The organism is Flavobacterium chungangense LMG 26729, from assembly GCF_000735715.2.
Taxonomy (GTDB): Bacteria; Bacteroidota; Bacteroidia; order Flavobacteriales; family Flavobacteriaceae; genus Flavobacterium; species Flavobacterium chungangense.
In genome coordinates this window covers 429,967-451,489 of record NZ_JASY01000002.1, presented here as the reverse complement: position 1 = coordinate 451,489, position 21,523 = coordinate 429,967, and the positions used below count along the sequence as shown (strand labels likewise).

Below are 21,523 nucleotides of genomic sequence, written 5' to 3'. Positions count from 1 at the left end.
TTTTATTAAATATTTTGAGCCAGAATAAACCCGCTTGTCCAGGCATTCTGAAAATTAAATCCTCCGGTAATGGCGTCGATATTGACAATTTCGCCTGCAAAATAAAGGTTTTCGTGAATCTTGCTTTCCATTGTTTTAAAGTTGATTTCCTTTAAATCGATTCCTCCTGCAGTTACAAATTCTTCTTTAAAAGTGCTTTTTCCGTTTACCTGAAATTTTGCCTGAGTCAATTGTAAAGCTAAATTCTGCAATTGAATTTTAGATAAATCTGCCCATTTTGTTTCTTCTTCAATTCCCGAAGCTAAAACTAAACTTTCCCACAAACGATTCGGGAATTCAAAAGGTGATTTTTTTGAAACGGCTTTTTTGGCATGTTCCTGTTTTAATTCTTTCAGAATTTTTTCAGCATCTTCGGTATCAACATCATTAAGCCAATTAACGAAAATCGTAAACTGGTAATTTTTATCGTGAAGGATTCGTGCTCCCCAGGCCGAAAGTTTTAGGATGGCAGGGCCACTCATTCCCCAATGTGTGATTAACAAAGGACCCGTTGACTCTAGTTTGGTATCTTTTACGTTTACGGTAACTTGAGCTGCAACTCCGGGTAATTCTTTAATCCTGGAATCTTTGATATTGAATGTAAATAGGGAAGGAACGGGGCTTACAATTGCATGACCTTGTTCCTGAAGCATTTCCCAAATTTTTGGATTGCTTCCTGTTGCCATTACTAATTTTCCGGTAGCGTAATTTTCGGTTTGTGTGTCAATTTTCCAGTGATTTTCTTTTTTAAAAATCGATTGTACGCTTTGTCCTGTCAATACTTTGATACCTAACTTTTCTGTTGCTTTTAAAAAACAATCAATAATAGTTTGCGAGGAGTTCGAAACCGGAAACATTCTGCCGTCTTCTTCAATTTTAAGTTCAACACCATGTTTTTCAAACCATTCAATTGTATCTCCCGAACAGAATTGATGAAACGGTCCACGAAGTTCTTTTTCGCCTCTTGGGTAAAACTTCACCAATTCATTCGGTTCAAAACAGGCATGTGTTACGTTGCATCTTCCGCCACCGGAAACGCGGACTTTAGATAAAACTTCTTTTCCTCTTTCTAAAATGGCAATTTTAAGTTTCGGATTTTTTTCTGCAATATTAATTGCGGTAAAAAAACCTGCTGCGCCTCCGCCAACGATGATAATGTCGAAATTTTTGATCATATTTTATCTGGAAAATCAGAGATTATTCCGTTTACATTATAGCTTTTAACTTTTTGAATATCTTCTTCAACATTTACAGTCCACGGTAGAACCCAAAAACCTTTTTCCTGCATTTTGTGAACATTATCAGCATTTAATAAGTGAAAATCAGGGTGAATAGCTTTTGCCTGTATCGATTCGGCGAAAGCCAAAGCAGTATCCAAATCTTCTTCGGTTAAAACACCAATTGGAATATCTGAATTTAGATTATGTACTTCCTGTAAAGCATTCCAGTCAAAACTTGAAACGATAAAATGGCTATAATCCCAGTCTTCTTCTGCAATGTATTTTTCAATTAAATAAACAACTTGTCTTGAAGTATCGGCATTTTTTAATTCGACGTTGATAAAACATCTTTTTCTGACCAGATCAAAAACCTCATTCAAAGTCGGAATTTGGTGTTTATCAACAATTAAAAAAGACTTTAATTCGGATAATGTGAATGTGTTTACAGCACCTTTCCCGTTGGTCATTTTATCGATGGTTTCATCGTGCATTACGATGATATGCCCGTCAGCACTGAGGTGAACGTCAAGTTCAATTCCGTCTGAATTTAGGTCTAAAGCTTTTTGAAAAGCCTGAAGTGTATTTTCGGGTTCGTATGCTTTTGCACCTCTGTGAGCTATTTTTAGCATTTTTCTATTGAATAAGGTTCAGAGTTGCAAAGGTACAAAGTTGCAGAGGAAAAATAATAGCCACGAATTCACGAATTTTATTTTCAAAGATTGTTAAAAATAATTCGTGAATTCGTGGCAGAATAACAATGTAATTTGTTTTATTCCAATTCTAAAACCAGAGCTGATTTTGGTTCCAAAGTAATTTCAGAAGATAAATCGAATGTTTTTCCATTCAAAACATCTTTTCCTGATGTATAATTTTTGATGTTTTCTTTGAAACGATTAGTTTTTACAACTTGCTCTTTTGAATTGTTATTGAAAACTACCATTACCGTTTTAGAATCTGTATATCTGAAATAAACATAGGTATTATTCTCAGGAATGTAATGCGTCATTTTTCCGAAATGAAGAGCTTCATTTGATTTTCTCCAGTTGAATAATTTTGACGTAAAATCAAAGTATTTTGCCTGTTCTGCTGTTCTTCCGGCTGAAGAGAAAGCATTATTTTTGTCGCCTGCCCAACCGCCCGGAAAATCCTGACGAATATCGGCGTCACCGCCTTTGCTTTTATCACCGCCCATTCCAATTTCTGAACCGTAATATACTTGTGGAATTCCGCGAACGGTTGCCATCAAAGTCATCACCAGTTTATATTTTGCAAAATCATATTTGTAAACATCATTGATTCTGTTGGTATCGTGATTTTCAGCAAAAACCAAAAGATTGTTGACATTAGGATACAAATAATCCATTGCAAAATTATTATAGAATTTAATCAGTCCGCCATCCCAATTCGGGGTATCTTCATTAAAAACAGAACCAATTTGATCTTGCAAAATAAAATCCATTACACTTGGTAAATTCGAATTGTAGTTTTGAATTTCGCCTATTTTACTGTCTTTTTGCCAATACGCCAGACTCGCCTGATTGTGCATCCAGATTTCTCCCACGATATTAAAGTTTGGATATTCTGCAGTAACTGCTTTTGCCCAATTGGCCATTGCGTTTGCATCTGAATAATTATAAGTATCTACTCTAAATCCGTCAAGATTGGCGAATTCAATCCACCAAATAGCGTTTTGAGTTAAATATTTTGCAACTAATGGATTTCTTAAATTCAAATCCGGCATTGAAGGTACGAACCAGCCATCAATACAAATTTCCTGATCTGTTTTTGAAGCGTGCGTATCCGGAATTACTTCACGACGATGGTGCGTTTGAGTATAATTTTCAAACTGATTAATCCATGATTTGGTTGGGATATCTTTCATCATCCAATGGGTAATTCCCCAATGATTCGTAACATAATCCATTACCAGTTTCATGTTTCTTTTATGCATTTCTGCAGACAAACGAGCGTAGTCGTCATTAGTTCCGTAACGCGGATCTATTTTGTACACATCAGATTGTGCGTAAGTATGGTAGGAATACTCCTTGTCATTGTCTTCGCATAAAGGCGTGCTCCAAATTGTTGTTGCGCCAAGAGACGAAATATAATCTAAGTTTTTAATGATTCCTTCGATATCTCCACCGTGACGTCCGCCCGGCAAAGCACGATTTCCTTTTTCTGCTAAAGAAGCATTGCTGTCGTTTTTTGGATTTCCGTTTGCAAAACGATCCGGCATAATCAGGTAAATCAAATCTGATGCATCATAACTTTTTCGGTCTGCTGAATTGGCTCTTCTTTCTTTAAGGGAATATTTTTGTGTAAAAGCTACTTTGTTTTTCAATTTAAAGGAAAAAATTAATTCTGAAGCTTTTACATCTTTTGTATCTATGGTTACAAAAAGATAATTTGGGTTTTCAGTTTTTTCAACATTTTTAATCGCAACATTATTTGATACCGAAGTTTCATACTGCGAAATGTTTTTTCCGTAGAACATAATCTGCAGTTCCGGATTTTTCATTCCGGCGTACCAGAAAGGCGGTTCTGTTTTTTGTATTTGCGCTTTCGCGGAAGCGGAAAACAACAGGACGATTAGGATTAGATTTCGGAATAATATCTTGTAAAATTTCATGTTTTTTTAGTTTTTTAAAATCACCATCTTAAAAATCATTACGAATTAAATCGTCATTAATTATCATTAAATTTCCAGAAATAATAGAATCATAGACAATATCTTTTCCAAATTTCCTTTCTAAAACAGAAAGAACCCTTTTTCTCTGCATTTCATTGTTAATTATTATATATCTAATGTTTTCTAAAGAGTTTAATGGCAAGGTAAATTCAGGTAAATGAGGTTTCTTTTGGTATTTAGTTTTTTTTAATTCTATGAATTCATCTTTTAATAATAATCTATCATTTATTAAATTAGGAATATATCTCCATTCCCTTTCATGATAAGTTCTGATTTCTTTTTCTTTATAATTTGTTTTCCAATTTTTGAAAAATTGAATTGCTGGAATTGCAATATCTCGTATGCTTTCTAAATTTTTATCATACTCTGTATAATCAAAATCTTTAAAATCTTTTTCTGCATTTTCGAATGTTTTATTACCAAACATTTTCAGTAACATTCCAGAAAAATGCATTTGAAGAAGCTTTGAATGAATGTCTTTAAATGGTGTAGTTTCATGTATATAAACAACTGGAGAAATCGAATTTTTTATAGCCCATTCTAAACTCATTCCAATTCCAAACTTTCCGTATCTCATGTATAAATCAACATCTCCCAAAGGGATATTACAGAAACTTGTCATTGGGATATAATAATCAATATCATTTATTTTCTCAGCACAGTAAGAAGGAGAAAAGCCATCTCTTAAAATTTTTAAAAGAAATTCAAAATTGTTTGTGTAATGAACAATATGATTAATTTCTTTTTGGTTAAAGATGGGATCTATATTTTCTGCTTTTTTTGACTTCTTCATTTTGATATTGAATTATAAATTTACAATCCTAAAAATAGTACAAAAAGAGCTTGATTTATAAAATAAAAATAATAACAAAAAGACAAGCAATCCTGGGAGAAATTACTTGCCTTTTAAAGGATTATTTGGTTTCAATAATACTGATCGCATAACCTCCACCTGGAGCTGATAACTGTGATAATTTTGATTTATTGGTTACAGCAATTTTCTTAATAGTATAAGCCTGCGGATTTGTTTTGTAATGTGCCTCTTTTGCATCAGCATAAATGGTTGCAGTGTATTTTTTACCTTTTTCAAGGAAGCTGAAGTCGATGTTTGAAGTACGTGGCGTTTCTCCATTCACATTTCCAACAAACCAATTGTTTGTTCCTTTGGCTTTACGGGCAACAGTAACGAAATCTCCCGGTTCAGCCTCAATGTACTTACTTTCAGACCAGTCTACAGCCACATCTTTAATGAACTGGAATGCATCCGGAAAACGGTTATAGTTCTCCGGTGTATCAGCTGCCATTTGCAACGGACTGTACATTGTAACGTACAAAGCCAATTGGTTTGCCAATGTGCTGTTTACGTGAGAGGTATTTCCGGGATTCATTTTGCTGATATCCATTTCAAAGATTCCAGGCGTGTAATCCATTGGGCCACCAATTAAACGTGTAAATGGTAAAACGGTAACGTGATTTGGTTTTGAACCTCCAAAAGCCTGGTATTCTGTTCCTCTTGCCGCTTCGTTTCCAATTAAGTTTGGATATGTTCTGCAGATTCCTGTTGGGCGGATGGCTTCGTGCGCATTGACCATAATTTTGTAATCAGCTGCTTTTTCGACTGCATATTGGTAGTGGTTTACAATCCATTGGCTGTAATGGTTTTCACCGCGAGGTAAAATATCACCTACGTAACCGCTTTTTACGGCATCGTATCCATTATCGTTCATGAATTTATAAGCAGCATCCATATGACGTTCATAGTTGCGAACAGATCCGGAAGTTTCGTGGTGCATGATGATTTTTACACCTTTAGATTTCGCGTATTCATGCAGACCTTTCACATCAAAATCAGGGTAAGGCGTCAGGAAATCAAAAACATAATCTTTAGAATGTCCGAACCAGTCTTCCCAGCCTTCGTTCCAGCCTTCGACTAAAACAGCATCAAAACCGTTCTGTGCCGCAAAGTCAATGTATTTTTTTACGTTAGCATTATTTGCTCCGTGTGTTCCGTTTGGTTTTGCTTTTGAGAAATCAGAAACGCCTAATTGAACCGTTGGGAAATCGTTTGTGTACGACCATGAACTTTTTCCTGTAATCATTTCCCACCAGACACCCACATATTTAACCGGTTTAATCCATGAAGTATCATCAATTTTTGATGGGTCGTTTAAGTTTAAAGTCATTTTTGAAGCTAAGATTTCTCTTGCATCATCGCTCACCATAATTGTTCTCCAGGGCGAATGGCTTGGCGCCTGAATATACCCTTTGTCACCTTTTGCATCTGGCGTTAACCAAGAGGTAAAAGTCATGTTTTTATCGTCTAAATTCAAATGCATACAAGAATAGTTGATCAAAGCTGCTTCGTGTAAATTGATGTATAAACCATCATTTGTTTTTAACATCAAAGAAGTCTGAACTCCTGTTGGTGAAAAGTTTTTTTGCGAAACATTTGCAGTATAGGCTTTTTCAGATAAACCTCTGATTTCTGATAATTTTGATTTGGTGTAATCGTATTCCTGAGTATCATAATCTCCCGGAATCCAGAAAGCCCTGTGGTCGCCTGCCATTGCAAATTGAGTTCTCTCTTCTTTAATAACAAAATAAGTAAGGTTCTTTTGAGCAGGGAATTCATATCTAAATCCAAGTCCGTCATTAAACAAACGGAAACGGATTATGATTTGTCTGTCAGTACTTTTTTGATTTAAAGTTACCGCCAATTCGTTATAATGATTTCTGATGTTGTCAACTTCTCCCCAAACCGGTTTCCAGGTTTCATCAAAAGTGCTGGTTTTAGTATCAACAACCGTAAAATCATTTAGTAAAGATTTGGTATCGTTTTTAAGTTCAAGACCTAATTTACTGGTTTTTACAACTTCTTTGTTTTTGTATTTCAAATTGTAAGCTGGAGTTCCGTCATTTTGAAGCGAAAACTCCATTACGAACTTCCCTTCCGGTGATTTTAATTGCTGTGCATTTGCTATTGAGCTGAATGCAAACAAGATTAAACTTGCGAAAAATAAGTTTTTCATATGATGATATTTATTGATTTTTAAAGGTCATATGTAATTCGCATATCCTAATTGGTATATTCGACCAATTTCCGGTCATGCTCATTTCATATTTTTAGTTTTAAAGTATTGTAATTTAATTAATTTTTGCAAGTTGTTTGTTTGCAATTACAGATTTTCCATTTACGATAATCGTTAAATCCTGATCACCATCTACCATAAAAGTTGTTTCAGTATGACTTACTGTAACTTTTAAAATCTGATGCCTGAAATTGATTTTAAATGAATATCCTTTCCATTCTTTCGGAATTTTTGGTGAAAAATGAAGCTGGTCATTTTTAACACGCATTCCGCCAAAACCTTCAACAATACTCATCCATGTTCCCGCCATTGACGTGATATGACAGCCTTCTTCTACTTCTTTGTTATAATCATCCAAATCCAGACGTGAAGTTCTCAGGTAAAAAGTATACGCCATGTCCATTTTATCTAAAACAGCAGCCTGAATTGAGTGTACACAAGGCGAAAGTGAACTTTCATGAACAGTAAATGACTCATAAAATTCGAAATTTCGTTTTAATTCTTCTCTCGAAAAATGATCTTCGAAGAAATAGAAGCACTGCAAAACATCGGCTTGTTTGATATAAGGCGAACGTAACACACGGTCCCAGGACCATTTTTGGTTAATAGGGCGCTGCGAACGGTCTAAATCTTTTACCCGAATTAATTCTTTGTCTAAGAAACCGTCTTGCTGCAGATAAACTCCTAATTCCTCAGAAGTTGGAAAATATATATCATCTGCTACTTTTTTCCATTCCTGAATTTCAGCAGCAGAAAGGTTTACTTTTTCTACTATTCTTTTATGATCTTGCGGATATTCTGAAGCTACTTTTTTAATTTGTTCTTCAGCATAATCAATACACCATTTTGCAATATAATTGGTGTAGAAATTATTGTTAATGTTATTTTCGTACTCATTTGGCCCAGTGACTCCTAAAATAACGTACTGGTTTTTTTCTTTGGAAAAAGAAGCTCTCTGGTGCCAGAAACGTGCAATTCCGATTAATACTTCCAATCCTTTTTCAGGAATATAGGAGTAATCTCCTGTGTAACGGTAATAGTTGTAAATCGCAAAAGCAATTGCCCCGTTTCTGTGGATTTCTTCGTGTGTGATTTCCCATTCGTTATGACATTCTTCGCCATTCATGGTAACCATTGGATACAAAGCTGCACCGTTTTTGAAACCTAAATTATCTTTTGCATTCTCAATCGCTTTATCCAGTTGATTGTAACGATAGGTCAATAAATTTCGGGCAACTTCCTGATCTTTTGTGGCCATGTAAAACGGGATACAATAGGCTTCAGTATCCCAATACGTTGATCCGCCGTATTTTTCTCCGGTAAATCCTTTTGGTCCAATGTTTAATCGGCTGTCTTTTCCGGAATAGGTTTGGTTCAACTGGAAAATATTGAAACGGATTCCCTGCTGTGCTTTTACATCACCTTCAATAGTAATATCTGACATTTCCCAGATTTTTGCCCAGGCATCAATTTGATTTTGAAGTAAAGTATCATATCCTAAGCCAACTGCTGTTTTAATTACTTTTTCGGCTGCAGCCAAAGTATTTTCGTGATTTAAAGAAACGGTATAGCCACCTATTTTCTGAATGGATGAGGTTTGCCCTTTTGCTATAATTGTTCCGTAAGTAAATTGCACTTTATCAATTGTGGAATCAATTGCAGAAGGAGAAATATTTACGTTTTCACCATTAGCCAAAATCGTATTGTGCATAAAAGTAGTGACTTTAAAATGCGTTTTAAACGTTTTTGCTGTTACAAAAGCCTCACTGTTTGATTTTTTTACCTCTAATGGTTTCCAGAATTTTTCATCCCAATTAGCGTCTTCATTGGTTACACCAGCGTCAATATAAGGTTTGTATACAATTTTGGCATCTTTGTTTAAAGGTGTGATATCGTATTTAATGATTCCCGCTTCATCTAAGTCCAAAGAAAGGAAACGACGGACATTAACAGCGATTTCGGTTCCGTTTTTTAAAACGGCTTCAAAAGACCGATTGTACCATCCTTCTTTCATATTCAGCTCTCTGCGAAAATTCCGAACCTCATCACATGCGTTCAAATCCAGGTTTTCTTCGTTGATTTCGATATTAATTCCAATCCAGTTAGGCGCGTTTAAGACTTTGGCAAAATATTTCGGGTAACCGTTTTTCCACCAGCCTACTTTGGTTTTATCCGGGTAATAAATTCCGGCAATGTAGCTTCCCTGAAAAGTCTCGCCGGAGTACGCTTCTTCAAAATTGGCCCGCTGTCCCATAGCCCCGTTACCAAGGCTGAAAAGACTTTCAGAAGATTTGACCTTTTCGGTATCAAATCCTTCTTCAATGATGGACCAGTTGTCTGGTTTTATATAATCCTGATTCATTTGTTTTCTTAATTAGATAATTAGAAAATGTGTCAATTTGATAATTATTTGACTGTTTCTTCTAATTTGATTTATCTGTTAATTGATGATTTATACTATTTTATTATTTGATAATTTTCATTTTCTAATTATCAAATTGACACATTTTCTAATTGATTAACGTTTGGATAAAACTTTCCTCGATAAGAGTGAAGTCCTTGAAAATGTAATCTGCCTCATGTAAAATGGTTTCCTCGCCAATTCCTACACTAACCATTTCTGCAATGTTTGCTGCCTGAATTCCGGCAACAGAATCTTCAAAAACGATGGCGTTTTTTGGATCAATGTTTAGTAAGTGAGCCGCTTTTAAGAAAACTTCGGGGTCTGGTTTTGCATTGGTAACGTCATTTCCGTCAACAATGACATCGAAGTAAGACAAAATCCCTGTTTTTTCCAGAATGGGCCTTGCATTTTTACTGGCAGAACCCAGTGCGATTCCCTGATTTTTATCTTTTAATAATTGCAGAATTTTAAAAACTCCCGGAAGAATCTCGCTTTCGTCCATGTCAACTAAATACGATAAGTAATCCTCATTTTTCTGAATCAGCATTTTGTCTTTATCGGTCTGTGAAACCTGAACATTTCCTAGTTCTAAAATGATATCCAAAGAACGAACACGGCTTACGCCTTTTAAAAGTTCGTTGTGTTCGTGGGTAAAATTTATATGTAAGGCCTCAGCAATTTTCTGCCAGGCCAAAAAGTGATATTTGGCTGTATCGACAATGACTCCGTCAAGGTCGAAAATGAATGCTTTTTTGCTCATTGTAAAAAGGGATCTTCTTTATGATTTTAGGATAGTGTCGTCTACATCTTTTACTTTGTAAACTAATGCGGCAGCAATTAAGAAACTCACTCCGCTTGTGAGTAAAGCATAAATGGCTTCTCCATGATAAAGATATTTTACCACAGGACCTCCAATTAATGCATTTACAATTTGTGGAATAACAATAAAGAAATTAAAAATTCCCATGTAAACACCCATTTTTTTAGGCGTAATCGAACCGGCAAGAATAGCATAAGGCATAGCCAGAATACTTGCCCAGGCGATTCCAATTAAAACCATAGGTAAAACTACCCAATCTTCATCTGGCATAAAGTAAATGGATATTAAACCAATTCCTCCTATAATTAAAGAAAATGAATGTGTTGCTTTTCGTCCGATTTTTTTTGCGATGTACGGCAGGAAAAACAAAGCTACAATGGCAGAAACAAAGTTGTAAACCCCAAACAAAATTCCGACCCAGTCCCCTGCGTTTTGATATTGCTGGCTCGAAGTGTCGCTAAGCGGTAATTTGTAAATGTGGTGTGCAATGGCAGGAGTTGTAAAAACCCACATACCGAATAATCCAAACCAGGAGAAGAACTGCACCCAACTGAGCTGACGCATTGTTACAGGCATTTTTGCAAAATCTGTGAAAATGTCGGTAATTTTTGATTTTTCCTCAACATTGGAAATCACCTGATTTTGCGGATCCTCAAATTTTACCAGTTCTTCAGGTGAATATTCTTTTGTTGTAAACATGGTTACGAGAATTGAACCCACTAAAACAGCAGCACCAATAATAAAGGATAGCGTCAGGTTTAACGGAACACTTCCCGGTGTACTGCTATTTGATACATCAAACCATTTTGTTAAAACATAAGGAAGTGCTGAACCAATTACGGCTCCAAAGCCAATTAATGAAGTCTGAATACTAAATCCTGCAGTACGCTGATCTGTTCGCAAATTATCTCCAACAAGTGCACGAAAAGGCTCCATGGCAATGTTAAAAGAGGCATCCATAATCATTAACATTCCGGCGCCAACCCACAAAGCAGGTAATACTGAAGTGAAAATATTAGCCTGAGGCATCAGGATTAATCCTACCGAAGCCAAAATTGCCCCTATTAAAAAGAAAGGTTTCCGTCTGCCAAATCTTCCCCAGGTTCTGTCACTGTAATGACCAATAACAGGCTGCACTATTAATCCCATAAGGGGAGCAATAATCCAGAACCATGAAAGCTCATGGACGTCGGCACCAAAGATTTGTAGAATTCTGCTCGCATTTGCATTCTGAAGTGCAAACCCCATTTGTATCCCAAGGAAACCGAAACTCATATTCCAAATTTCCCAGAAACTTAATTTACGCTTTTCCATTATCGCAATTTGTAAAAAATTATACGATAAGCGCTTTGCTTATCAAAACTTACTATTATTTCGAAGTAAAAGTAAAAGCTTTGAACTGGGCTGTAAATATATAAATATATTTCAGTTTTTTGTTTTATATAGGCAAATAAGAGCAAACATTTTTTACTACAAGGTTGTAGTAATGAATTAAATAAGAAAATAGTACTATTAAAATCAAAAGTGATAAAATGGAAAATACAATTCAGGTTTCGTCAGTTTTTATCACTTTTAATTTATGATTTTCAGAATTAGTCGGTAGACTCTCTTTTTATAAGATGCGTTTCGATTACTTCTGTCGTGTAATTTTCATTTTCCTCCTCCTCATCATCTTCATGTTCTGCTTCGAGTCTTTCAATAAGCATTTTAGCTGCTTTACTGCCCATTTTTTCTCCGCTCTGGCTTACTGTTGTTATACTTGGCGTAGAGTATTTTGAAATAATTCCGTCGGTAAAAGCAATTACAGCCAGGTCATCAGGAACTTTAAGTCCCATTTTGCTTGCTGTTTTAATAATGGTTACGGCAAAAAGCTCATTTACGGCAAAAACGGCATCAAAAGCCCTGTCATGTAAAAGCTGGCTGATTGTAATTTCGCAGGTATCTACATCTTCAATTTTTATAATTAAATCTTCATTGAATGGTAATCCGTTGTCTAAAAGTGCTTTTTCGTAACCATCAGTTCTGAGTTTTCCAACACTTACATAATCAACAGTTGTGACAAGGGCTATTTTTTTTCTTCCGCTATCAATAAGGCTCTGAACGGCTTCATAGGCAGCAGCTTTGTCGTCAATAATTACTTTATCACATAAAATATCATTGGTAACACGATCAAACATCACAACCGGCATTCCCTGATTGATCACTTCTGTAATATGGTGGAAATCACCTTTGAACTGGGTTTCTTTAGAAAGCGACATGATAAAACCGTCAATGCTTCCGTTGGCTAGCATTTCCATATTTAAAACTTCCTTATCAAAAGAATCATCCGATAAACAGATTACTACGCTATAACCATTTTCGTTTGCAATCTGTTCAATTCCGTTAATTACGGTAGAGAAAAAATAATGTACAATTTCCGGAATGATAATACCAATACTTTTGGTTTTTCGGTTTTTTAAACTAAGGGCAATGTTGTTTGGTTTGTAGTTGTAAAACTTTGCAAAAGCCTGAACTTTTAATCGTGTTTCTTCGCCAATTTCAGAGCTGTTTCGCAATGATTTTGAGACCGTTGAAATAGATACATCGAGCTCTTTTGCAATCTGTTTTAGGGTCACTTTTCGTTTCATGGTGTTAATTTGAAAAAAATGTTATTAATAATAAAGGTATGTTTAATTTTCATAAATCATAATTTTATTCTTAAAAAAACGGCATAATATATAAAGTTTTCAACACTACCACGTTTGCGTAAGCCAATAAAAAAGGCTTGATGTTGAGCATGTTAATTAATTCCTAATTTTGAAATTCGAAGTAAAATTAAAAGCTTAACTAACAATCAAAAACTCAAACTAAATTAAACAAAAAGTATGAAAACAATTTCTCAAAAGTTGTTATTTTTATTCCTGCTAATACCTTTTACGATGCTAGCTCAAAGCACTTTAAAAGGTACAGTTGTCGACAAGGCGACAGGACAACCAATCCCGGGGGTAAATGTAAATGTACAAGGTGCTTCGGGAGGAACATCAACCGGATTTGACGGTAATTTTGAATTATCTAATGTAAAGAACGGAAACAAAATCGTAGTTTCTTTTATTGGATACAAAACAGCAACTGTCGATTATAACGGACAAAAAACACTAAACATTTCACTAGAAGAAGATACCAATCAACTTAAAGAGGTAGTTGTGCAGGTAGGTTACGGTACCGTTAAGAAAAAAGATGCAACGGGAGCAGTAGCAGTTTTATCTTCAAAAGAATTTAATAAAGGATTAAATGTAACTCCGGAAAGTCTGTTAACAGGCCGAATTTCAGGTGTTAGTGTTACCGGAGGAGGAGCTCCGGGAGCAAGAGCAAATATCAGAATCAGAGGAGGTTCTTCATTAAATGCTTCAAACGACCCTTTAATCGTAGTAGACGGACTTCCGTTGAGTAATGCGGTTCCAGATGGCTCTACCAGCATCTTATCTACAATTGACCCTAATGACATTGAATCTTTTACTGTTCTTAAAGATGCTTCGGCTTCTGCAATTTATGGTTCTAGAGCTGCCAATGGTGTAATCGTTATTACAACAAAAAAGGGTTCTAAAGACGCATTAAAAGTTACTTTTAATTCTCAGACGGGAATCAGCTCTATTGCAAAAAAGATAGATGTCTTAAGCGCAGATCAGTTTCGTGAACTTGTAAACGAAAAAGGGTCAGCTGCACAAAAAGCATTATTAGGAACTGCAAATACAGACTGGCAGGATGAAGTATTTAGAAATGTAGTAACTTTGGATAACAATATTTCAGCAAGCGGTTCTTTGTTTAAAAAACTACCTGCAAGATTGTCTGTAGGTAATACAAATACTCCGGGTATACTAAAAAATACTTCGTTTGAAAGAACAACTACGTCTTTATCGTTAAACCCGGTATTGTTTGATAACCATTTAAAAATTGACATTAGCGGAAACTTGTCTTTTGGTAAAAACCAATTTCAGGATGAAAACAGTGTAATCGGAAGTGCCATTAATTTTGACCCAACACAATCTGTATATGATGAAGGTTCTCGTTATGGAGGTTATTTCGAATGGCTGCAGGCAAATGGAGATGTGAATCTTCTTGCTGCTAAAAATCCGGTAGCACGCATCAATCAAAATACGAGAAAATCTACTTCAACCAGAAAATGGGGTAACGTAAGAGTAGATTACAAACTTCATTTCCTTGAAGATTTGAGAGCTGTTGCGGAATTAGGAATTGATAAATTTGACAGTAATGGTTACGAAGAAAACAGTACCGAAAGTGTAAACGGTTATCAGCCTACATCTTTCTCTGCAGGGAACTGGACAAATTTGGGAGATTACAGAGGATATACAGATTCAAGACAAAATAAAAACTTAAATGCTTATTTAAATTATGTGAAAGCATTCGGAAAGATCAAATTAGATTTAACGGGTGGTTATAACTATCAAATGTTTGAAAGAGAAGCATACAATAGTGGAGAAATAAGAAGACCAAATCCTGCTACTGACGTAACTACTGATGCTGATATTAACCTACAGTCTTATTTTGCCAGAGCAAATATTGGTTACGAAAGCCGTTATTTATTAACTATAAACTACAGAAGAGACGGTACTTCACGTTTTTCTAAAGAAAACAGATGGGGAGATTTTGGAGGAGCAGCATTTGCATGGAATATTACTGAAGAAGATTTCTTGAAAAACAATTCAACTATTTCATCCTTAAAACTAAGAGTTGGATACGGTACTACTGGTCAGCAGGATATTACAGCAGCTTATGACTACCTTAGAAGAGTAACTTTAGGAACCATAAATTCGAATTATATTTTTGGAAGCACTGCTTATCAGGTTGCTAAAACAGAAGGATTTAATAAAGATATCAAATGGGAAGATACTGCCGAATTTAACTTAGGTATTGATTTTGGATTTTTAGCAAACAGAATTAACGGATCTTTAAATTACTTCAACAAAAAAGCGAATGATTTATTAGCTGACATTGCGTATCCTGATGGTGCTAACATCAGAAATTCAGGATTCTCAAATGTAGGAAGTGTAAAAACAGACGGTATAGAATTTAACCTTAACGGTGACGTTTTAAAATCGGATAATTTAAACTGGAATCTGGCATTTAATGCGACTTACATTAATCAGGAAATTACAGATTTAGGATTTACTGTACCTGGATTCCAGGGATACATGACAGGAGATAATATCACGGGAGGAAGTAATAACAGAATAAAAATAAACTCTGTAGGATTTAATCCGGCTGCTTTCTATGTTTTTGAGCAATTATACGATGCGAACAAAAAACCAATTCAGGGTGCCTATGTAGACAGAAATCAGGATGGCAGAATTGACAATTCAGATCGTTACAGATTTCATAAACCAACAGCAGATTATACTTTCGGGTTATTCAGTACTTTCAATTATAAAAAATTCGACTTTACAATGAGCTGGAGAGCAAGTGTAGGTAACTTCATTTTTGATAACATCAACTCGGATAAAGGATATTTACAGGCTGGTCTAAGAAGAGATACTGATTTGGCGAATATAACACCGGATTATTATAACACCGGATTTACTTTTGAAGATAACGGAACTCAGCGTTATTTATCTGACTATTACGTAAAAGATGCTTCTTTCATCAAATTAGATAATGCAAGTATTGGCTACAATGTTGATAGATCTTTATTCAAACAAGTATCATTACGTTTTACTGTAGGAGTACAAAATGCATTAGTATTTAGTAAGTACAGCGGAATAGATCCTGAGAGTTTTTCAGGTGTAGACGGTAATGTTTATCCACGTGCGAGAACTTATGTATTTGGTGTAAATGCTAATTTCTAATTTATCATTCGATAAAGTATTGAAGTTTCAATTAAAATTTAAAAAGTAAATAAAATGAAAATATCATTTAAAAAAATAAGTTTTTTATTCCTGGTAATCCTGGGTTTAAATTTAGCTTTTACATCTTGTACAAGTGACCTGGATGTAACACCGGAAGATGATGATGAGTTTTTGTCAGAAGATTTCTTTAAAAGCCCGGATTCCTATAAGCAGGTTTTAGCAAAATTATATGCCGGAATGTATGTTGGTGGGAATGACGGAGATGCATCACCGGATATTTCCGGAATTGGTGGTGATTTCAGCAGTTATTTAAGACTTCTGTTTGTAGTACAGGAATTTACAACTGACGAGGCTGTGATTGCCTGGGCAGATGGATCACTGCCTACAATGAATACTCAGACCTGGGGACCGAGCAATGAATTCCTTTACGGAGTTTATTCAAGATCTTTTTATCAAATAAGTCTTGCAAATGAGTTTTTAAGACAAACAACCGATGAAAAACTTGCTGAAAGAAATGTTGATGCTGCATTGAAAACAGAAATTGCAGCTTTTAGAGCAGAGGCACGTTTTTTAAGAGCTTTTGACTATGTTCAGTTAATGGATTTGTTCGGGAATGTGCCTATTACAACTGAAGCTGATCCGGTAGGAATTTACAATCCGGTTCAAAAATCAAGAGCTGAAGTTTTTGCTTTTGTAGAAAGTGAGCTAAAAGATATCGATAATAGTTTAGTTGCCTCTAAAGCAAACGAATACGGAAGAGTTGACAAAACGGCTGCTAAATTCTTATTGGCTCAAATTTATTTGAATGCCAAAGTATATATCGGAACTGCAAAAAATACAGAAGCTGTTGCTCTTTGTGGTGAAATCATCAATAATTCTGGATACACTTTTGCAGACGTACCTTACAAATATTTGTTCTCTGCAGACAATAACACAAATGGTGCGCAAAGCGAATTTATTTTCCCTGTAATCAGTGATGGTAACTTAATCAGAGCTACCGGAGCAGGAGTTAGTTTCATTATTCATGCTTCAATTGGCGGTTCAATGAATGGAAGTGATTACGGTATGGATGGAGGCTGGCAGGGCATCAGAACAAGAAAAGAATTTGTTCAGTTATTTCCTGATGAAACAGCAACCGGTGATAAAAGAGGAACATTCTATACTACCGGACAAACACTTGATATCAATAATATAGGATCTTTTACAAATGGTTATGCGGTGACTAAATTCACTAATAAAAAATCAGACGGAGGTTTAGCCCAAAGAAATGATATCCCGGATACTGATTTCCCTGTATTCAGATTATCTGATGTATACCTAATGTATGCAGAAGCAATCTTGAGAGGAGGTACGGGCGGAGATTTGAATGCTGCAGTTGGATACATCAATAAATTGAGAACCAGAGCAGGAGCTTCTACTATAACATCAGGAGATTTAAACCTTAATTTTATTCTTGACGAAAGAGGAAGAGAATTGTTTTGGGAATGCCACAGAAGAACTGACTTAATTCGTTTCGACAAATTTACAGGATCTACAAAATTATGGCAATGGAAAGGCGGTGTTAAAAACGGTACTTCTACAGAATCCTATAGAAACCTTATGCCTATTCCTGCTACAACTATTCAGGCAAACCCTACTTTAATTCAAAACACTGGTTACTAACTAAATAACTCATAAAAAAAATCAATAAGATGAAAAATATAAATAAAATTTTAATTGCATTTATCAGCATTTTGGCTGTTTCATGTTCAGGCGACGACGTAGAAAGCAGACCAGTAATTGAGGCTGCAACTGCTCCGGTATTATTAAGCCCTAAATCAGATTTTAATGTTGTACTTGAACTGGCTAATGCAGGCGGTCTTGCAACTACCTTTGTTTGGGATGACGCACAATATGAAGGAAGCACAACTGTTGTTAATTATAGTGTAGAAATAGCAAAAGCAGGAACTAGCTTCGCAACTCCATATGTTGCAGGTACAACCACAGACAAGTTCAAAAACTTTACTGTTTCAGAATTAAACGCAGCAGCTTTAAATATTGGTTTAGCTCCTTTTGTTGAAGGTCAGATTGATGTACGCATTAAATCTACTGTTGGAGGTGTTGGATCAACTCCTCAAATATCTAATTCTTATACCATCAAAGTTACTCCTTACCCTGCATGGGACAACTGGGGTATAATTGGTAGTGCAACAGCTGCAACAACAGGCGGTGACGGTTGGGGAACTGATGCGAATTTAGATTATAACTCAGCTACTAAAAAATATTCAATCACAATGAACTTAGCTGTTGGAGAAATCAAATTCAGATTAGATGATGGGTGGACAACAAATTATGGTGATGATGGTAATAATTTAAGTTTAGAAGCAGGCGGAGCTAATATTCCAATTGCAACAGCAGGAAACTATACTATTGTTGTTGATTTCATTGCAAAAACATACACCATTACAAAAAATTAGTAATTTTTGATTTAGTAAAAAGGCTATCTGCGGGTAGCCTTTTTTTAATCAGACTGACTAACCACAATCCTTATGAAAAAAACTTTACTAACACTATTCTTTTTAATGTCGGCTGCTGTTTTTGCCCAGGTACAAAACGTAACCTCTTCAATAAGTCCTAATCCTTTTGAAGAAACAAATGCCATTACCATTACTATAAACGGAAGCAGTATCAATGAAACTACGTGGGGAAATGCCGCAACTCACGAATTATACATGTGGGCATGGGCTTTTGATACCAATGACACTACCGCAAAAGGAACGCCAAATAATGGCTCATGGACCGCTTCAAGCGCTGCAAGTATGTTTACTTATAACGCTGGGACGGATACTTATACCAAAACCATTACTCCGGCTACATATTACAATGCAACCGGAATTGGCAGAATTGGTTTTTTGGTCAAAGCCAAAGACGGAACCGGAGACAAAAAATCGCAGGATATTTTGGTCGAAGTAGGTACTTTTCAGGTTACACTTACTGCACCGGTAGAAAACAGTTCAGCCATTTTAGCATCAGGAGCTAATTTTAATATTACTGCTACAAATACCAATGGTGTTGCGGGTTATGTACTAAAATCAAACGGAAATACGATTAATACAAATGCAAGTACAGCCAGTTATTCCTTTAGCCATACCAACATCACTACAAATCAGAGTTATGAATTATTGGTAACACAGGGAGCAGTAACAATTTCAAAAAAGTTTTCGGTTATTGTTAATCCTAATACCGTTTCAGAAGCTATGCCTGCTGGTTTGGTTGATGGAATCAATTACAACGCAGCCGATGCTACAAAAGCGACTTTAGTTCTGGATGCGCCTTTAAAAGATTTTGTTTACGTTGCCGGAAGTTTTAATAACTGGCAGCCTTCATCGACATATGCCATGAAAAAAGATCCGACTTCAGGGAAATTTTGGCTTGAATTATCAGGACTGGTTTCTGGAGCGAATAATACGTTTCAATATTGGGTTGGAGATGCAACGCCCTTGGCTAATTCACCTTCATTGGTTAAAGTGGCAGACCCCTATTCTACCTTGGTTCTGTCTCCTTATGATGACGGTTCGATTCCTGCCGCAAATTACCCAAACATGCCGGCTTATCCATCAGGGCAGCAATTTGAAGTAACGGTTTTAAAAACCGGACAAACACCATACAATTGGCAGGTGACCAATTTTACAAAACCTGAAAAAGATAAATTGGTAGTGTACGAAGTTTTGGTTCGTGATTTTGATGCCAACAGAAATTATCAAAGCCTGATTGATAGAATTGATTATTTTAAAAATCTGAAAATAAACGCGATTCAATTAATGCCGATAATGGAATTTGAGGGCAACGAAAGCTGGGGTTATAATACTTCTTTTCACATGGCTCTGGATAAATTCTACGGAACTTCAGATAAGTTAAAAGAATTAATCGATCTATGTCACCAAAACGGAATTGCAGTTATTCTGGATGTGGCTTTAAATCACGCCTTCGGAAGAAATCCAATGGTAAGAATGTGGATGAACGATCCTGACGGCGACGGATTTGGATCACCAACTACTGAAAATCCTTATTTCAATACAGTGGCAATGCATAGTTATAATGTTGGTGAAGACTTTAATCATCAGTCCATCAGAACTCAAAATTATGTGAAGCGTGTTGTAAAGCAATGGGTTGAAGAATATAAAATTGATGGTCTGCGTTGGGATTTAACCAAAGGATTTACTCAAAATTGTCCTTCAAATGTTGCAGGCGGACAAGAGCCGTGCACAGGAAATTTCCAACAAGACAGAGTTGATGTTTTGAAATCATACGCAGATTATTCATGGAGTCTTGATCCTACACATTATACTATTTTCGAACATTTAGGAACTGATTTGGAAGAACAGCAATGGGCAAATTACAAAATTGCAGAATCGCCAAGCAAAGGAATCATGATGTGGGGAAATCTGAATAATGCTTATAATGAATTGTCTATGGGATATACCAGTAATATCTCAAGAATGACAAGTTCAAGCCGCGGTTTTACTTCGCATCGTTTGATAGGTTATGCAGAAAGTCATGACGAAGAACGCCTGATGTATAAAAATATTCAATACGGAAATTCAACAAATTCAGCACACAATGTAAAAACATTAAATACAGCCTTGTCAAGAATGTCAGCTATTGGAGCCGTTTCATTATTAGTTCCGGGGCCAAAAATGATCTGGCATTTTGGAGATTTAGGCTGGGATTCTTCTATTTTCACTTGTAATAACGGAACTGTAAACGATGCTTCGGCTACGATTTCAGGAGATTGTAAATTAGACACAAAACCACAGCCTCAATGGACAGGAAACTGGCTCGGAAATACTGCTCGAAGTAAAATTTACAACGATTGGGCCAAAATGATTACCCTAAAAACCAAAGAACCTGTGTTCTCAGGGACTGCAACAATGGCCAATACAAGCTCTTTGTACCCAAACATTAAAATTACCAATGCTGCTTTAAATTCTACTCAGCTTAAAGATGTATTGATTATAGCCAATTTTAATGTAACAACACAAAACGTTGCCACTGGTTTTTCATATCCGGGAACATGGTATAATTTAATGGACAACTCTACAATAAATGTTACCGATGTGAATGCTGTAATAAGTATTCCGGCAGGTGAATTCAGAATTTACGGAAACAAACAAGCCAGTCTGGCTATTGAGGATTTTGAAAAAGGCAATGCAGTGAGTTTATATCCAAATCCGGTTTCAAATTATTTTACATTGAATTTTACTGCTGTAAAAGTTGAAATTTATGCCATTACAGGTCAGTTGGTAAAAAGTTTTGCAACCAATGGAAATCCTGATTTTCAATTTGGCGTAAGCGATTTAAAACCGGGCTTATATATTGTAAAAGCGCTTAATGATAATAATGAAGCACAAGTGATAAAGTTTATTAAAAAATAAATTTTTGG

General features: G+C 35.7%; 13 protein-coding genes. 4 read left to right on the top strand and 9 right to left on the bottom strand.

Annotation, left to right across the window (positions count from 1 at the left end; translation table 11 throughout):
- Positions 1-5 precede the first annotated feature (5 nt).
- The 9 genes from JE46_RS05120 to JE46_RS05080 all read right to left on the bottom strand — a co-directional run bounded on the left by JE46_RS05120 (position 6) and on the right by JE46_RS05080 (position 12,888).
- Positions 6-1,214: a BaiN/RdsA family NAD(P)/FAD-dependent oxidoreductase gene (locus tag JE46_RS05120; RefSeq protein WP_031454185.1), complete on the bottom strand. Its 1,209-nt coding sequence runs from the start codon at positions 1,212-1,214 to the stop codon at positions 6-8.
- The gene (locus JE46_RS05115) at positions 1,211-1,888 is read right to left on the bottom strand and encodes a glycerophosphodiester phosphodiesterase (RefSeq protein WP_031454184.1); all 678 of its coding nucleotides are present in this window, start codon (positions 1,886-1,888) and stop codon (positions 1,211-1,213) included. The genes JE46_RS05120 and JE46_RS05115 overlap by 4 nt, the downstream gene beginning before the upstream one ends.
- 140 nt (positions 1,889-2,028) lie before the next feature.
- Complete coding sequence (locus JE46_RS05110; protein WP_031454183.1) at positions 2,029-3,888, bottom strand: glycoside hydrolase family 13 protein; 1,860 nt, start codon at positions 3,886-3,888, stop codon at positions 2,029-2,031.
- Between the two features lie 28 nt (positions 3,889-3,916).
- The gene (locus JE46_RS05105) at positions 3,917-4,741 is read right to left on the bottom strand and encodes an abortive infection system antitoxin AbiGi family protein (protein WP_031454182.1); all 825 of its coding nucleotides are present in this window, start codon (positions 4,739-4,741) and stop codon (positions 3,917-3,919) included.
- A 121-nt stretch (positions 4,742-4,862) separates the two neighbouring features.
- Positions 4,863-6,977, bottom strand: a complete 2,115-nt coding sequence (locus JE46_RS05100) for a glycoside hydrolase family 97 protein (RefSeq protein ID WP_031454181.1) — start codon at positions 6,975-6,977, stop codon at positions 4,863-4,865.
- A gap of 115 nt (positions 6,978-7,092) precedes the next feature.
- Positions 7,093-9,399 carry a glycoside hydrolase family 65 protein gene (locus tag JE46_RS05095; RefSeq protein WP_031454180.1) on the bottom strand — a complete coding sequence of 769 codons (2,307 nt, stop codon included), beginning with the start codon at positions 9,397-9,399 and terminating at the stop codon, positions 7,093-7,095.
- A 148-nt stretch (positions 9,400-9,547) separates the two neighbouring features.
- Positions 9,548-10,201 carry a beta-phosphoglucomutase gene (gene pgmB, locus JE46_RS05090; RefSeq protein ID WP_031454179.1) on the bottom strand — a complete coding sequence of 218 codons (654 nt, stop codon included), beginning with the start codon at positions 10,199-10,201 and terminating at the stop codon, positions 9,548-9,550.
- Positions 10,202-10,219: 18 nt separating this feature from the next.
- Positions 10,220-11,575 carry an MFS transporter gene (locus JE46_RS05085; RefSeq protein ID WP_031454178.1) on the bottom strand — a complete coding sequence of 452 codons (1,356 nt, stop codon included), beginning with the start codon at positions 11,573-11,575 and terminating at the stop codon, positions 10,220-10,222.
- 278 nt (positions 11,576-11,853) lie between these two features.
- Entirely contained in the window at positions 11,854-12,888 is a 1,035-nt protein-coding gene (locus JE46_RS05080; protein WP_031454177.1) for a LacI family DNA-binding transcriptional regulator, read from the bottom strand.
- 237 nt (positions 12,889-13,125) lie between these two features.
- Here JE46_RS05080 and JE46_RS05075 point away from each other — a divergent pair, with 237 nt between their 5' ends.
- From JE46_RS05075 to JE46_RS05060, 4 genes are all read left to right on the top strand, one after another.
- Positions 13,126-16,101, top strand: a complete 2,976-nt coding sequence (locus JE46_RS05075; RefSeq protein ID WP_031454176.1) for a SusC/RagA family TonB-linked outer membrane protein — start codon at positions 13,126-13,128, stop codon at positions 16,099-16,101.
- A gap of 54 nt (positions 16,102-16,155) precedes the next feature.
- Complete coding sequence (locus JE46_RS05070) at positions 16,156-17,763, top strand: RagB/SusD family nutrient uptake outer membrane protein (protein ID WP_031454175.1); 1,608 nt, start codon at positions 16,156-16,158, stop codon at positions 17,761-17,763.
- A gap of 29 nt (positions 17,764-17,792) precedes the next feature.
- A complete protein-coding gene (locus JE46_RS05065) occupies positions 17,793-18,557 on the top strand; it encodes a SusE domain-containing protein (RefSeq protein WP_031454174.1) in 765 nt (254 codons plus the stop codon).
- A 72-nt stretch (positions 18,558-18,629) separates the two neighbouring features.
- Positions 18,630-21,515, top strand: a complete 2,886-nt coding sequence (locus JE46_RS05060) for an alpha-amylase family glycosyl hydrolase (RefSeq protein WP_031454173.1) — start codon at positions 18,630-18,632, stop codon at positions 21,513-21,515.
- Positions 21,516-21,523: the final 8 nt, after the last annotated feature.